At 41.4% G+C, this 13,858-nt stretch carries 13 protein-coding genes; 9 read left to right on the plus strand and 4 right to left on the minus strand.

Annotated features, from left to right (window positions below; genetic code table 11):
• The first annotated feature begins 112 nt into the window (after positions 1–112).
• A complete protein-coding gene (gene sigK / locus AC1TO9_RS00780; protein WP_482054608.1) occupies positions 113–814 on the plus strand; it encodes an RNA polymerase sporulation sigma factor SigK in 702 nt (233 codons plus the stop codon).
• A gap of 278 nt (positions 815–1,092) precedes the next feature.
• On the opposite strand, the gene AC1TO9_RS00785 is transcribed toward sigK, so the two are convergent.
• Together AC1TO9_RS00785 and AC1TO9_RS00790 are read right to left on the minus strand one after the other, a co-directional pair.
• Complete coding sequence (locus tag AC1TO9_RS00785) at positions 1,093–1,362, minus strand: hypothetical protein (protein ID WP_482054609.1); 270 nt, start codon at positions 1,360–1,362, stop codon at positions 1,093–1,095.
• The gene (locus AC1TO9_RS00790) at positions 1,362–1,655 is read right to left on the minus strand and encodes a hypothetical protein (protein ID WP_482058153.1); all 294 of its coding nucleotides are present in this window, start codon (positions 1,653–1,655) and stop codon (positions 1,362–1,364) included. Before AC1TO9_RS00790 ends, AC1TO9_RS00785 begins: the two co-directional genes overlap by 1 nt.
• A 444-nt stretch (positions 1,656–2,099) precedes the next feature.
• Here AC1TO9_RS00790 and AC1TO9_RS00795 point away from each other — a divergent pair, with 444 nt between their 5' ends.
• Positions 2,100–2,891 carry a sugar phosphate isomerase/epimerase family protein gene (locus tag AC1TO9_RS00795; RefSeq protein WP_482058154.1) on the plus strand — a complete coding sequence of 264 codons (792 nt, stop codon included), beginning with the start codon at positions 2,100–2,102 and terminating at the stop codon, positions 2,889–2,891.
• Positions 2,892–2,916: 25 nt separating this feature from the next.
• Positions 2,917–4,005 carry a Gfo/Idh/MocA family protein gene (locus tag AC1TO9_RS00800; protein WP_482054612.1) on the plus strand — a complete coding sequence of 363 codons (1,089 nt, stop codon included), beginning with the start codon at positions 2,917–2,919 and terminating at the stop codon, positions 4,003–4,005.
• Between the two features lie 407 nt (positions 4,006–4,412).
• Here AC1TO9_RS00800 and AC1TO9_RS00805 read toward each other — a convergent pair whose 3' ends face one another.
• A complete protein-coding gene (locus AC1TO9_RS00805) occupies positions 4,413–5,021 on the minus strand; it encodes a 3'-5' exonuclease (RefSeq protein ID WP_482054613.1) in 609 nt (202 codons plus the stop codon).
• A 244-nt stretch (positions 5,022–5,265) separates the two neighbouring features.
• On the minus strand, positions 5,266–6,339 hold the full coding sequence (locus AC1TO9_RS00810) for a M42 family metallopeptidase (protein WP_482054614.1): 1,074 nt from the start codon (positions 6,337–6,339) through the stop codon (positions 5,266–5,268).
• Positions 6,340–6,757: 418 nt separating this feature from the next.
• Here AC1TO9_RS00810 and AC1TO9_RS00815 point away from each other — a divergent pair, with 418 nt between their 5' ends.
• From AC1TO9_RS00815 to aroE, 6 genes are all read left to right on the plus strand, one after another.
• Positions 6,758–7,717 (plus strand): AAA family ATPase, encoded by a 960-nt coding sequence (locus tag AC1TO9_RS00815; protein WP_482054615.1) that lies wholly within the window; start codon positions 6,758–6,760, stop codon positions 7,715–7,717.
• 6 nt (positions 7,718–7,723) lie between these two features.
• Positions 7,724–8,968, plus strand: coding sequence for a DUF58 domain-containing protein (locus AC1TO9_RS00820; protein ID WP_482058155.1), 1,245 nt, complete (start codon positions 7,724–7,726; stop codon positions 8,966–8,968).
• A complete protein-coding gene (locus AC1TO9_RS00825; protein WP_482058156.1) occupies positions 8,965–11,172 on the plus strand; it encodes a transglutaminase-like domain-containing protein in 2,208 nt (735 codons plus the stop codon). The genes AC1TO9_RS00820 and AC1TO9_RS00825 overlap by 4 nt, the downstream gene beginning before the upstream one ends.
• 102 nt (positions 11,173–11,274) lie before the next feature.
• Positions 11,275–11,796 carry a YqeG family HAD IIIA-type phosphatase gene (locus AC1TO9_RS00830; protein WP_482054618.1) on the plus strand — a complete coding sequence of 174 codons (522 nt, stop codon included), beginning with the start codon at positions 11,275–11,277 and terminating at the stop codon, positions 11,794–11,796.
• A 2-nt stretch (positions 11,797–11,798) separates the two neighbouring features.
• Entirely contained in the window at positions 11,799–12,926 is a 1,128-nt protein-coding gene (gene yqeH / locus AC1TO9_RS00835; RefSeq protein WP_482054619.1) for a ribosome biogenesis GTPase YqeH, read from the plus strand.
• Positions 12,927–12,981: 55 nt separating this feature from the next.
• Positions 12,982–13,848, plus strand: a complete 867-nt coding sequence (gene aroE, locus AC1TO9_RS00840; protein WP_482054620.1) for a shikimate dehydrogenase — start codon at positions 12,982–12,984, stop codon at positions 13,846–13,848.
• Positions 13,849–13,858: the final 10 nt, after the last annotated feature.

A 13,858-nucleotide genomic window follows, 5' to 3' on the forward strand; every position in this document is an offset into this window, starting at 1 on the left:
TAGGCCTTCGCCCACATACACTAAAGAACAGACTTCAATATTCGACTAAATAGGGAGCCGATTGGGATTGGCTTCTTGTCTAACGGAATCCAACTTGGGGGTGTTCGGTTCAATGCCTGGATTAATCTCAGCGATCGCGCTGTTTATTAAACAGCTAACACTACTGGTATCGTACGTCAAGAATAATGCTTTTCCCCAGCCACTATCCGAGAAGGATGAGAGCAAATACTTGCAGTTGATGGCCGAAGGAGACGGCTACGCACGGAATATGCTTATTGAACATAACCTGCGACTGGTCGCGCATATCGTAAAGAAATTCGATAACACAGGTGAAGATTTAGAGGATCTCATTTCGATTGGAACGATTGGATTAATCAAAGCCATTGAAAGCTTCAAAACGGGTAAAGGTACAAAATTGGCGACATTCGCAGCCCGTTGTATTGAGAATGAGATATTGATGCATTTACGTTCGCTCAAGAAGACGCGTAAAGATGTATCACTCCATGATCCGATTGGAACGGATAAAGAAGGAAACGAAATTACTTTGATCGATATTTTAGGCAGTGAAGCAGATGACGTAGCGGATCTGGTACAACTGAAGATTGAGAAGAGTAAAATCTATCGTAATTTGGATATATTGGACCCTCGGGAACAAGAAGTCATTAAAGGCCGATTCGGATTGGAACAGGGCGGGGAAGAACGAACGCAGCGAGAAATTGCGAAGGAGCTCGGTATTAGTCGTAGCTATGTATCCCGGATTGAGAAGCGAGCATTGATGAAGCTGTATCATGAGTTCTATAAGGTGAAGCGTTGACTGTGAGTGCGGAAGCAGATTGTAAAAAAAAATGAAGATGTATGAACCAATCGTTGTTATATCACAATGGTTGGTTTATTTTTATTTACCAGAATTATATTAGATATTAGACCAGTGTATCATGGTCGCTAGCAGCGATGAGGTCAGTATAAAGTTATAATCGGTCCAAATTTGAAAAATGACATCAGGTCGTGTTCACAACCTCAAGACATTTGACAACGCGAACCGATGTCTGGAAGAGGAGAAGTTTTTAGTATATGGTTTTAACTCTGTGATCATTATTCGGATATAATTTCAAATTCGGCAAAGCTATTTAAATAATCAGTATCTGTTGGTGCTCTCCCTTTCCCTATAACTTTTAATTTGAAAGCTGATGTTATTTCTTTAAATGGATAGAATATATGATTATCCCAAATGATGATTTTTGCCGGGTCCAACTTTAATGTACGTTCATTAAGGGATACTGTTGTTTCATTGCCTAAGTTAGATACTTCACCCTTTAGTGTCGACATCAGATCATTTACGGGTGTGTAAATGGTGTCATCCATTACTCTGAAAGAACCTTGTCCCGTATAGCATTTGCCATTTTTGTTTCAGCAGTACTATAAGCATTTAGGTGACGTACTGGACTATAACGAGATAGTCTGAATTGGTTATCTTCATCATCATCCCAGGTTGCTTGTAGTTCTGTCGTACCGACTGCTCGGACGTTGTTAACATCGAACGTATTGATCAACTTACCACTGCTCACTTCATATACTCGATATTGAGCTTGATTGTCCTTGCCATTGCTCATAAATAACGTTTTTCTGGTACCATTAGGGTAAATTAGTCCTGTCATTTCTTTTTTATCTGATGTGATACTTCTTTTATAAACAAATAGAATGTTTTGGGAATAAAGGTAACCGAAAAGGAATCATTAGAAATTTAAATACTGTTCGATTCCGATCGGAACGGATAAAGAAGGAAATGAAATTACTTTGATCGATATTTTAGGTAGTTAAACAGATGACGTAGCAGACTTGGTACAAGCTTGTTTATTCAGCTTGGATTTTGTGATTCTAATTTATATTGAATCAATTTCATAAATCATAGACCGGGATCATACAGACTGTATTTATTTTTGAAGCTTGATTCTTACTGAAAATCAGATTACGCTATAATAGGTACAACTTGGCAGCAGAATGTACGAAACTGAAACCGTGAACAATTGATTCTGACCGGATATTTACAGTTCAATAATTTACTTATCATATTTTTAGTGTAGAAGGGAAGGCAGAAGCTTATGAACTTGGGGATTATCGCTCCTGTGAATGAAGATAGCTTTGTTTTGGCACAAAAAAGAGGATTGAACTTTCTGGAGTTTTGTGTGAATGAAGGAGACAGCGTAGAGGATTTTTGCGGGAAATTAGAGCAAATATCTGAATGGATAGCTAAATATAATGTTCAGATCGGTTCCATCGGACGATGGAAATCCCTGCGTATTAATGAAAAGGGAGAAATCCTGCAAGATGAACTGGACAGGTGCTTCAAACTAATTGATGCGGCAAGTAAGCTGAATTGCAAGAGCTTTGTCGTTGGCTGCAACTATGTAGAGGAGCTGTCTTTTTACGAGAACTGTACAGCAGCAATTTCGTTTTTCAATGAACTCCTAGTCTATGCAAGAACGAAAAATGTTAAGATCTCAACGTATAACTGTCGAAAAGTAAACTTCGTACACTCTCCGGAAGTATGGAGAATTATTCACGGTCATTTACCGGAGCTTGGTATTAAATTCGATCCATCCCATGCTCGCTTTTTTGATGGCGATTATATGAAAGAGACGCTTGACTGGGGACACCGGTTTTATCACGTACATTTAAAAGGTTCGCTGCTGGTGAATGGAAATAAGGTTGATGAGCCGCCTGCTGGTATGGATCAAACGGACTGGCCCTCTTTTATAGCAATACTAAGAGCCGTTGGCTATGATGCCGGACTCAGCATTGAGCCGCGTAAATCAGCACTTCCTGATGAACTTGCGGAAAAAGGTGTGGATTATTCGGCTTTGTATTTCAAAAAACTTTTGCTGGAGATGTAAAATACAACATGAATGAGGTAGGAAAATGACTGGAAAATTGAGATATGCCTTAATTGGTGCGGGTGGAAATGCGGAGAAGAAGCATATTCATGGTTATCTGGCACTACCAAATGTGGAGGTTGTGGCAATCTGTGATATCAATCGGGACAAGGCAGCCCGCATGGCAGAGAAACACGGGGTTTTAAACGTATACTGTGACTACAAAGAGATGTTTGCCAAAGAACGGCTTGATATAGTGAGTATTGTTACACCCAACAATCTACACGCAGAAATTACGGAATATGCACTTTCACAAGGGATTCATGTCCATTGTGAGAAACCGCTCAGCATTAGCGCTGGGGAAGCGCGGAGAATTGTGGCGGCACAGAACCAATCTGGGAAGAGAGTAATGATCGGTTTAAATAACCGCTTCACCAATGAAGCTGTTTTTTTGAAAAAATGGATTAGTGAAGGGAACCTCGGAGATATTTATAGTGCCAAAGCAGGCTGGATCAGACGAAGCGGTATTCCGGGTAGAGGTACCTGGTTTACGAATAAGGATTATTCTGGCGGTGGTGTTATGATTGATCTCGGGGCTCATTATCTGGATCTAGCCCTTTATCTTATGGGGCTTCCGAAAGTTTCCTACGTTGTTGGTAACACTTATCAAAATTTCATTCATACGACGACTCGAAATCGGAACGGCTATAAAGGAGTAGACGGCGGTATTTTCAACGTGGAAGATGCTGCGACCGGTTATTTGAGTTTACAGGGAGGGGCGTCTCTTTCCTTTGATTTCAGTTGGGCTTCTAACATTGAGGAAGATCGATTCTATGTGGAATTAATGGGAACAAAAGGTGGAGCCAGTCTGGTTAACGGTGTATTGAAGTTGTTCGGTGAAAGCTCCGATATTTGCTTGGATATTACTCCTAAATTGAAATTGAATCCAAATTTACAGTTAATGAATGAGTTTCAGCATTTTGTCGATTGTATTGAGAATGAAACGAAACGCCTAATCGCCCCAGCTGACGACGGTGTTTATTTCTCTGAAATTATCGATGCTTTTTATGAGAGTGCTGCAATCGGTGTACCTGTAACTATTCATGATAAACAAAAACAAGCGGTGTTTTCCTGATAAAAATTTCAAATTCTTGCATATCACATGGCGACAGATCAGGAAAAAATGAGCTGTCGCCTTTAATATGCTCTGATAAGTTATGACTACCGCTCCTCTAGCTTCTCTAGAATGGGCAGGGTGATTCGGATGGCTGTACCATAGCCATGCTCACTCTCGATACGAACACCGTAAGCTGAGCCGAACAATAATTGGATACAGCTATGAACATTGTTGATGCCGATCCCTATAATTCCGACTATGGTATTATTATGGTAGCGCTTGTCATCATGACGTTAGTCTCGGTGAAGTAATTCGCTCCCGATCATAGAGTGACAATAAATTAATATAGGGATGTCCCCAGTGAACCTGTAGCTAAGGTTCATCGGAGACATCCTTTTTCATGATTGAGTATGAAAATTTCCCGCTCATGTCTTCTTACGAATTGATTTCTTTCCTAACGCTGAAAAGGAAGTGTAACCTCCTGCGAACAATGTACCGGTGTTATATCCATGGTTGCGTGCGAGCATTAGAGGATCGGATTGCTGCTCCTGCTCTAGTAGTTTTAATAAAATAGCAGCCGAAGCGCGGGCATCATCTAAGGCGTCATGATGCTTCAGCCCAATTCCGAAATAATCGGCTATGACATTTAACTTATGAGAGGGGAGCTCCTGCAGTATTTTTTTGCCCATTAAATAGGTACAAAAGTATTGAAAAGTTGGATAGGTTAAGGATGATTGATCCAGACAATACCGTAGAACACTCATATCAAAAGAAGCATTATGAGCCACAATCAATTTTCCCTGTAGGAGAGGTTGCAATGTTGGCCACAGTTCGTAGAAAGTGGGTTGCCCGCTAACCATGGTCGGAGTTATACCGTGTATACTAATATTCATACTATCAAACCGCTGCTGCGGATCGATGAGCCAGACTTGTTCAGATATAATTTGTCCCGACTTGACTTCCACAAGTCCCAAAGCACATGCGCTATCTCTATTGGCATTAGCTGTTTCAAAGTCGATTGCAACAAAATCCATTGTAACGCTCCTTATCTATGATCTATAAGTTAATAGTAGATTAGTAAAACGATAAATACAATCATGTGGCTTGTCAGATGCCGATAAGAGAAACGATTAGATGTGATACAATTATAGTGGTGATATATAGAAAACGATTGCTCATAGTATGGAATTCAACAAAAAACAGTAGACAAGGTGACGATCCTTGCGCTACTGTTTTTTGTTTGGTCTATTTTTACGTGGGATCGGAAGAATCTATCTCTTAACTCCGCTCCAGAATCGTATTTAATGTCGTGCGATCTAGATTCTTTACTAACGTAAGTAATAATTCCTTCGCCGCATCATAATCATCTGTATGGATGATGGAGGAGGATGTATGGATGTAGCGGGAACAGATACCAATCACTGTCGATGGAACACCAATGCCACTAAGATGGACTTGACCCGCATCTGTACCGCCTGGCGACACAAAGTATTGGTATTTAATCTTGTGCGTCTCCGCTGTATCCTGTACATATTCTACGAGTCCACGGTGCGTAAGCATCGTAGGATCGAAAATACGCAGTAATGCACCATGACCAAGATGTCCAAAGGATTGTTTGTCACCAGTCATATCATTGGCTGCACTAGCATCTAAAGCGAAGAAAATATCGGGTTGAATGAGGTTGGCGGATGTACGTGCCCCTCGTAATCCCAATTCTTCTTGTACGGTTGCACCGACATATAGTGTATTAGGAAGCTTCTCTTTATGTAGTGCTTCTAGACATTCAATGGCAAGCCCAAGTCCATAGCGGTTATCCCATGCCTTGGCCATGATCTTCTTGGGATTGGCAAGTGGAGTGAAATCGCAGATCGGTACAATTTGTTGACCCGGATGAATACCGAATGATTCAGCTTCTTCTTGATTATCAGCACCAATATCCAGATACATAGATTTGATGTCAACAGGTTTGCTACGCTGTGCTTCATCTAGAAGGTGAGTGGGAGTGGAACCAACGACACCTATAATAGGGCCGTTGTCGGTTATAATGTGCAAACGCTGCGAAAGCACAGCCTGACTCCACCATCCACCAAGGGGTTGAAAGCGAATCATACCGCTTGGTGTTATGCCAGTTACCATAAACCCGACCTCGTCAAAGTGCCCTGCTACCATCACCTTAGGACCACTCTCATCACCACGAAGCACGCCAAATAGGCTTCCAAGTCTATCTTGTACAAACTCTTCCGTATATGAAGACATGGCTTCCTTTACCCAAGTACGTAATTCTCGTTCAAATCCTGATGCAGCTGGAAATTCTGTTAATTTGCGGAATAAATCCGTCGTTTTTTGATTCATGGAGAGAATACCTCATTTCGATAATTAATTAATGTACTTAGTATGAACTTTGTATTGTAGAATGTCCACGTCATCACTACATAGACATGCACAATAACCCTTAGCGAGGAATAACATGCAATGGGTGAATATTGCGTAAAGAACAACAGAAAGGAGCACATATCATGGAGCTAACGTTGAAAAAACGCATTGTGATATATGTGTTATTTATTTTGTTGGTTATTGTACTGATTTGTCTTTTTAATTAATATTGGAAATATGACTGCATAAGTGGCCGTCTTCTTAAATTGCTACTGAAGGCGGTAGCTTATGTATTTGTAAAGATTTACGATCAAATTGGGGATTGTGCCCAATATACTTAAAACTAATCATCAGTTACAATGTAATAAATGTAAGATATAGGAGGTTTGATTACGACATGCCCATACTTCAAGAGTCCACTCAAGTTATTTCGGTACTTCGTGCCAATTTGGAATCATGCATATTAGGTAAGTCTTTAGAAATACAACTATTACTCACTGCACTTCTCGCAGGAGGGCATGTTCTGATTGAGGATGTACCAGGTACAGGGAAGACTCAATTAGTGAAAGCGTTAGCGAAGTCCATTAGCGGTGATTATCGTCGTATTCAATGTAATCCTGATATTCTGCCAAGTGATATAACGGGAGTATCTGTTTTTCATCCGAAAGAACAACAGTTTTACTTCCGCCCAGGACCTGTCATGACCAATATATTACTTGTAGATGAAATAAACCGTGCAACGACGAAGTCACAATCTGCTCTGCTTGAAGTTATGGAGGAACGCAATGTTACCGTAGATGGAGAAACACATGAGTTGCCTCATCCCTTCATGCTTATTGCGACACAGAATCCAATTGATTTCGAAGGTACATATAATTTACCGGAAGCCCAACTTGATCGCTTCATGATGAAGATTAATCTAGGATATCCTGATGCAGCTACCGAGAAAGAGTTAGTGATGCAGCATCGAATGGGACAACCTGTCGATGAATTGAAGCCAGTCACTGATATGGAACAAATTGCTACCTTGCAGCAAGAAATTCGTCATGTGCATATGAGTGATGTGGTCGTTGATTATATGATTGAATTAATACGTAAGACGCGTGAACATCAAGCTATTCTACTAGGGGCTAGTCCGAGAGCGTCGATATCCTTTATGCTGGCATGCAAAGCCTATGCATTTATTCAAGGAAGAGATTATGTACTTCCAGATGATATTAAGAGCCTTGCTCCTTATATTTTGTTACATAGAATTCTACTCCGTCCTGAATCACGCCTTGAGAATATTCATAGAGAATCTGTACTCCATAGTATTATTCAACAGACGAATGTGCCTGTAGCTATGATGAGGCATTAGAAAGAGATGAAGAATATTGTGAGTGCCCTTAGAAAGGGACTGCGCAATCGTAGACTGTGGGCGGTTGTTGTTGTATGGATTGTCAGTCTATTCTATCTGCTATTCCAAGGTGGGAAGATGTCTTCCATGTTGTTTGGGATGAGCAGCTTGCTTGTCGCTTACTTACTGATTGGAGGATACAGTGGTGTTAGCCGGGCAATGGGAAGTCGTCGGCTTACACTAAATGATGAACATTTCGATTTGTTGTATGCCGGAGATCAGATGCAAGTTAAATTGATCTTGAATATTCCTGGGTTTCTTCCATACCCATATATTATCGTAAGAGAAGTATTGCAAAGACATAATGGCCAGTCATGGTCTTTCGAAGAAAGTGTGCTCCCAAGTTTCCGTGGGAATGCTGAGCTTATGTTTCAGACGCCAGCATTGGAACGTGGGCGATACTCTTTTGTGGATACAGAATGTGTAAGTGAAGATATATTTGGAATTATGGAACATAAAGGAATGATACATGCGCCCGCACACTTCCGTGTTTTACCACGAACGGTCTTTATTCCATATTGGCAGCTATTTGATCGAAATTCTCGCTCAGCCGGTCCGCAGACTGCGTTGTCTACTTCTCGTAGGGAAACGACTCAAATAAGCGGTGTACGGGATTATGTATATGGTGATCGATTAACGAGAATTCATTGGAATGCTACTGCGAAGACGGGAACATGGAAGTCTAAAGAATTTGAGCATGAATCTGTTCCCAAAACAATGCTCGTTCTGGATGCTACAGCAGCACATTATACAACAAATGAGCAATTTGAACTTGCTATATCGACGGTAGCTTCCTTATTGGAGTATGGAGCACGCGAACGTATAAGTATTGGGTTATGCACAATTGGCAATCAAGTGAAGATCTTTGCGCCTTCAGAAAATATATTAGAGCGACAGAAGATGCAGCATCATCTAGTGGATATGAATGCCGATGGGGGAGGGAAATTACTTCCGAAGCTGGAATCTGCGGCTCGTCTCTTTCCACCGGGGGCTCAATTTGTTCTGGTTAGTCCTACTAGTGGGCAAGCTGTAATGGATTTAATTCGTTGGGCTAATACGTATAGATTGAGTCCGTCTCACTTGCATATTCTTAATTCCGGGGAGAAGAAAGCGAAAGAATGGATCACTTTATTGCGGAGTAGTGGAATTCAAGGATATGCTGTTACCTCACTACAAGAATTACCTAGGGCAATAGGAGGGGAATTCGTATGACCAAGCGTGAACCTTTTTGGAAATATGATTGGTTAGCTGCGTTCTCCTTTCTCTGGATATGGATTGTTGCTAGGCAATGGTTATCTTACACAGAACCCGTATGGTACGAAGAAACGACCTCATTAGTAGGAAGAACAGTTCTCATAATTATAATGATTGAGGTTTTGCTCCCAATAAAAAGGGTGTACAGGATTGTTGCGGAATGTGTTCTGATTATTCTGCTACTTCGTCGCACTCTCATTGAATATGCTTTGTACATGCCTATTGGTGAGCTGAGTAACCGGATAGAGCTGTTTATTATCGCTGCACAACCCTATATTGGGTTTGTCGTTATCGCTGCTGCATTGTTGTTAATGATAGCTAAATTCATAAGTAGTAAGCGATTGATCCTTATATTTATGGGGCTTAATATTGTCGCGCTCGCTATTCTGGATTCTTTCACTTCCGAAATCCTGTGGGATGAAGCTGGATGGATGGTATTCGCTATGTTGGGCTGGTTGGTTAGCCATCATCTTCTACGCTTCAAACAGAAATATCCGCAAGGTTGGAAGCATCTACTTTATTATCCATTTGAGATGATAGCTCATATTGTGCTGATTTTCTCAGTCATCTTTCTCTTGGGTGTTAATATGCCGAACATATCTCCAGTTCTAACCGATCCTTACACCGTTTGGAGCGAATGGAAGACGTCGACTCCTAGTGGTAAATCCGAACAAGTGCTAGGGAACATAGATGATGCACAACCCTCAATGTCCGGCTACAGTCGTGAAGATAATGAGTTGGGCGGTGCATTTGAATTCGATTACTCCTTGGTGATGACTGTGAAATCATTGAAGCGAAGTTATTGGCGGGGCGAGACAAGAAGGCTATATTCTGGTACAGGCTGGGAGAACGAAATAAGTAGGGCTAGTTCATTCGACGATGTACAAGTTGGTGAAGAGTTGAAGTGGGACTCAGAGCTTATAGTTGAAACAGAGAAACTGGAGCAGACGATGACATTCAAAACGGATAGTATTTATCCAGTACTATTTGGTGCATATCGAATTTCTACGGTTGAATCGGTAGATGGTGAGAAAGAAATGGGTGGGGTTCAATGGAAGAATCCACAAGCAGAACTTCATTGGAATAAGCAGGAGAATGAGTTAGAATATCCTACAACGTATAGTCTTACTTCAGAGGTTCCTATTATTCCTGTTGAACAATTAAGTATACAATCCTATGAAGATCTGTACAATGATTTAACAGAACAAAGTTATTTGCAAATACCGGATGAGTTCCCCAAACGGGTTGGGGAACTTGCGGTTGAGATTACACAATCAGCTGAGACACCATACCAGAAAATAGCATTATTACAAGCTTATCTACAATCGAATTATGAATATACGAATACACCAGATATATCACGTAAAATAAGTGCTGATTTCGTTGATAGTTTTCTATTTGAGATTCTTGAAGGTTACTGTGATTATTACTCAACATCCATGGTTATGATGGCAAGATCTCTTGATATTCCAGCTCGATGGGTCAAAGGTTATGCTCCGGGCAGGCAGCCTGAAATAGATGAATATCGTATGATGCAACAGGGATATGTAGATACTGATACGTACACCGTATCGAATGCGGATGCACATTCTTGGGCAGAAATTTATTACGGACCATATGGTTGGATTCCTGTTGAAGCTACGCCTGGTTTTAACATGCCTCTACTTACAAGAATGGACGATAGCGATAAGGATCCAATAGATGAACAAGAGGAACTGTCCGATGATGATATTGAAGGTTCGATGGATTCAGGTGTGAAGTCAGCTTGGATAAAAGGGATAGCGGTGGCTGCAATGACTGTTCTCTCTATATGGCTTGGGTACGTAGGCTTTCGGTCCCGTCATTCGATGATTTTTCTAATGTATCGACTTCGACGTGGTAAGGAGTTAACTCCTAATGAGAAAGTGGTCATCGAGACAGAACGTTGGCTAAAATATTTGCGTAAGCGTGGGATGGTACGTGAGCAGCATGATACGTTACGTGAATCTGTATTAAAGTGGAAGATGAATGAGCCTACATTGGAACCATTATTGATGTCACTTCTGGAACTTTTTGAGAAGGCAAAGTATAGCCCAGAGGCTGTAGCAGCTGGGGAATGGTGTGAAGTTCAGAAGCTTGCAGATCAGCTTAAACAAGCTGTAAAGGCAAAAAGTAAAAGATAGCAATACCTTCGTCCAATTTACATACGTAAATTGGGCGGTTTCTTTTGTAATAGCTCATCATATTATGGTATAGTTTGTCGTATGAAACTGAGGTGACTGGACTTGTTTGAAATGCTGATACCTAAATTAAGGGTGAATACAGTATTCGATATCGACTTGGAAGATCTATATGCAAAGGGCTACCGGGGGATTATTACGGATTTGGACAATACGCTTGTCGGTGCCAAAGCACCACTTGCCTATCCGGAATTAATTGCTTGGTTTGAACTGGTGAAAAAAAGAGGATTTCAATTGATCATTGTTTCCAACAATCATCTGGCGCGAGTATCGGCTTTTGCTACGCCATTGGACATTCAATTTGTGCATGAAGCCCGTAAACCTTCGCTGAAGCCTTTTCAAAAGGGTATGAAGATGATGGGACTTTCGAATACAGAGACAATTATGGTAGGGGATCAAATGTTGACGGATGTGTTCGGTGGTAATCGACTTGGACTGTTTACCGTGTTAGTTCAACCTATCTCGGTTGCCGACGAAGGATGGACGACAAGGATCAATCGTAGAGTGGAGCGCGTTGCGCTTAAACGACTTCGAAAAAAAGGATTATGGCTTGAGGAGGAACAATAAGAATGAAAGAAACTATTGGCGAGCAAGAAGCCATGAGATGCAGTGGTTGTGGTATTACTTTACAAACAGAACAAGCGGATATACCGGGTTTTGTGCCGGCTAAGGCGCTAGAACAAGAACAAATTATTTGTCAGCGTTGTTTCCGTATTAAGAATTATAATGAATCATCTAGTGTTACGGTGGATCAAGATGAATTCTTGAAGCTGTTGAGCCAGATTGGCAATAAGAATGCACTCGTGATTCATATTGTTGATCTATTTGATTTCCAAGGAAGTATGATCTCTGGATTACAGCGTTTTGTCGGGAATAATCCAGTTATTCTCGCTGTGAACAAGATCGACCTTCTTCCGAAAGTTACGAATTGGAACAGAATCAAGAACTGGGTACAGCAACAAAGTAAAGAGAATGGACTCAAAACGGAAGAAATCGTGCTATGTAGCGCGAAGAAAAATCAAGGATTTGATCGGTTGCTTGAGACCATTGCTACCTATCGTGGAGATCGGGATGTATATGTTGTAGGGGCAACGAATGTAGGTAAATCAACTTTGATTAATCGTCTTATTAGAGATTATAGTGATCTTGAACAAGAATTGACGACTTCCCGTTATCCAGGTACGACACTAGATATGGTTAATATACCGCTTGATGACGGCCAATACATTATTGATACCCCTGGTATTGTTTATCCATGGCGCTTAAGTGAACTTGTAAGCCGTGAAGATCTCGGGGCGACGATGCCAGAGAATCCGCTTAAACCAATGGTGTATCAATTGAATGAGGGACAGACACTATTCTTCGGAGCGTTGGCTCGGTTCGATTTCATTCAAGGTGATCGTCAATCATTCACTTGCTTCCTTAGTCATCAGACAGGTATCCACCGTACGAAGTTAGAGCGTGCGGATGAACTGTATGCAGACCATGCGGGAGAAATGCTGTCTCCACCTAACAAGGAGAATTTATCGAAGCTTCCAGAGTGGACAAGGCATGAGTTCAGCATTAAACGCGGTTCTCAAAGTGATATATTTATTTCAGGTCTAGGTTGGATTAAGATAAATAGTGACAATGGTGCTGTCATAGCAATCCACGCACCGCGCGGTGTGAAAGTACTGACTAGACCTTCATTGATATAATGGAGTGCCAATATGTCATAACTTAAACTGACCAGAGAGTGGGTGAAATAAGCAGATGTTATGGAGCGAATTATGTTCACAACCTAACAACTCTTTGCGCCTTGCTGTGATCGGAGATCCTATCGCACACTCGAAATCTCCAGTAATGCATAATGCGGCATTAGCAGCGCTTGGCATAGAGGGTGAATACATCCCCCTTCATGTGAGTCGTCAAGACCTAGGCCAGGCTATCTCGCGAATGAAAGAGTTAGGCTTCCGTGGAATTAATGTGACCATTCCGCATAAAGTAGACGTGATGGCTTACGTGGATCAACTGGATGAATCAGCAACTATGATTGGCGCTGTGAATACGATTGTGAATGATAATGGTTATCTTACGGGTTACAATACGGATGGTATCGGATATGTTCGATCGTTAAAGGACGAAACGCATGTTAGTTTGCGTGGGAAATCAATTATGGTCTTAGGAGCAGGTGGTGCCGCACGCGGAATTGTTCACGCGTTGGCACAAGAAGAACCGAAGACGATCGTAATAGCTAATCGTACGGAGGATAAAGCAGTTCAACTGGCAGAGGAATGGAATTCTTTGGGGAATATTTATGGTATTGCTATAGATAAATCACCCTCATTTCTGACAGGTATGGATATTGTGATTAATACAACTTCGATTGGTATGCATCCACACATGGACCAATCGGCTATCGATCCAGAATGTATTCCAAGTGGCATTATCGTCAGCGATTTGATATATAATCCGCTAACAACTGAATTGCTGAAAAGAAGCCATGAGAGAGGCTGCACTATACATGGAGGGCTTGGAATGTTTATCAATCAGGGAGCGTATGCTCTTGAATACTGGACGGGCCTGCCTGCACCGATTGATCAGATGAGGCAGGCTGTCCTGCATAGTCTCCAGAACTGATTATTAAGTA

It is taken from the genome of Paenibacillus sp. Y916 (genome assembly GCF_056786435.1).

What these genes read in the sequence shown, in the direction of transcription:
- sigK (WP_482054608.1), top strand. Translation starts at nt 113, where the DNA reads ATGCCTGGATTAATCTCAGCGATCGCGCTGTTTATTAAACAGCTAACA.
- AC1TO9_RS00785 (WP_482054609.1), bottom strand. Translation starts at nt 1,362, where the DNA reads ATGGATGACACCATTTACACACCCGTAAATGATCTGATGTCGACACTA.
- AC1TO9_RS00790 (WP_482058153.1), bottom strand. Translation starts at nt 1,655, where the DNA reads ATGACAGGACTAATTTACCCTAATGGTACCAGAAAAACGTTATTTATG.
- AC1TO9_RS00795 (WP_482058154.1), top strand. Translation starts at nt 2,100, where the DNA reads ATGAACTTGGGGATTATCGCTCCTGTGAATGAAGATAGCTTTGTTTTG.
- AC1TO9_RS00800 (WP_482054612.1), top strand. Translation starts at nt 2,917, where the DNA reads ATGACTGGAAAATTGAGATATGCCTTAATTGGTGCGGGTGGAAATGCG.
- AC1TO9_RS00805 (WP_482054613.1), bottom strand. Translation starts at nt 5,021, where the DNA reads ATGGATTTTGTTGCAATCGACTTTGAAACAGCTAATGCCAATAGAGAT.
- AC1TO9_RS00810 (WP_482054614.1), bottom strand. Translation starts at nt 6,339, where the DNA reads ATGAATCAAAAAACGACGGATTTATTCCGCAAATTAACAGAATTTCCA.
- AC1TO9_RS00815 (WP_482054615.1), top strand. Translation starts at nt 6,758, where the DNA reads ATGCCCATACTTCAAGAGTCCACTCAAGTTATTTCGGTACTTCGTGCC.
- AC1TO9_RS00820 (WP_482058155.1), top strand. Translation starts at nt 7,724, where the DNA reads ATGAAGAATATTGTGAGTGCCCTTAGAAAGGGACTGCGCAATCGTAGA.
- AC1TO9_RS00825 (WP_482058156.1), top strand. Translation starts at nt 8,965, where the DNA reads ATGACCAAGCGTGAACCTTTTTGGAAATATGATTGGTTAGCTGCGTTC.
- yqeH (WP_482054619.1), top strand. Translation starts at nt 11,799, where the DNA reads ATGAAAGAAACTATTGGCGAGCAAGAAGCCATGAGATGCAGTGGTTGT.
- aroE (WP_482054620.1), top strand. Translation starts at nt 12,982, where the DNA reads ATGTTATGGAGCGAATTATGTTCACAACCTAACAACTCTTTGCGCCTT.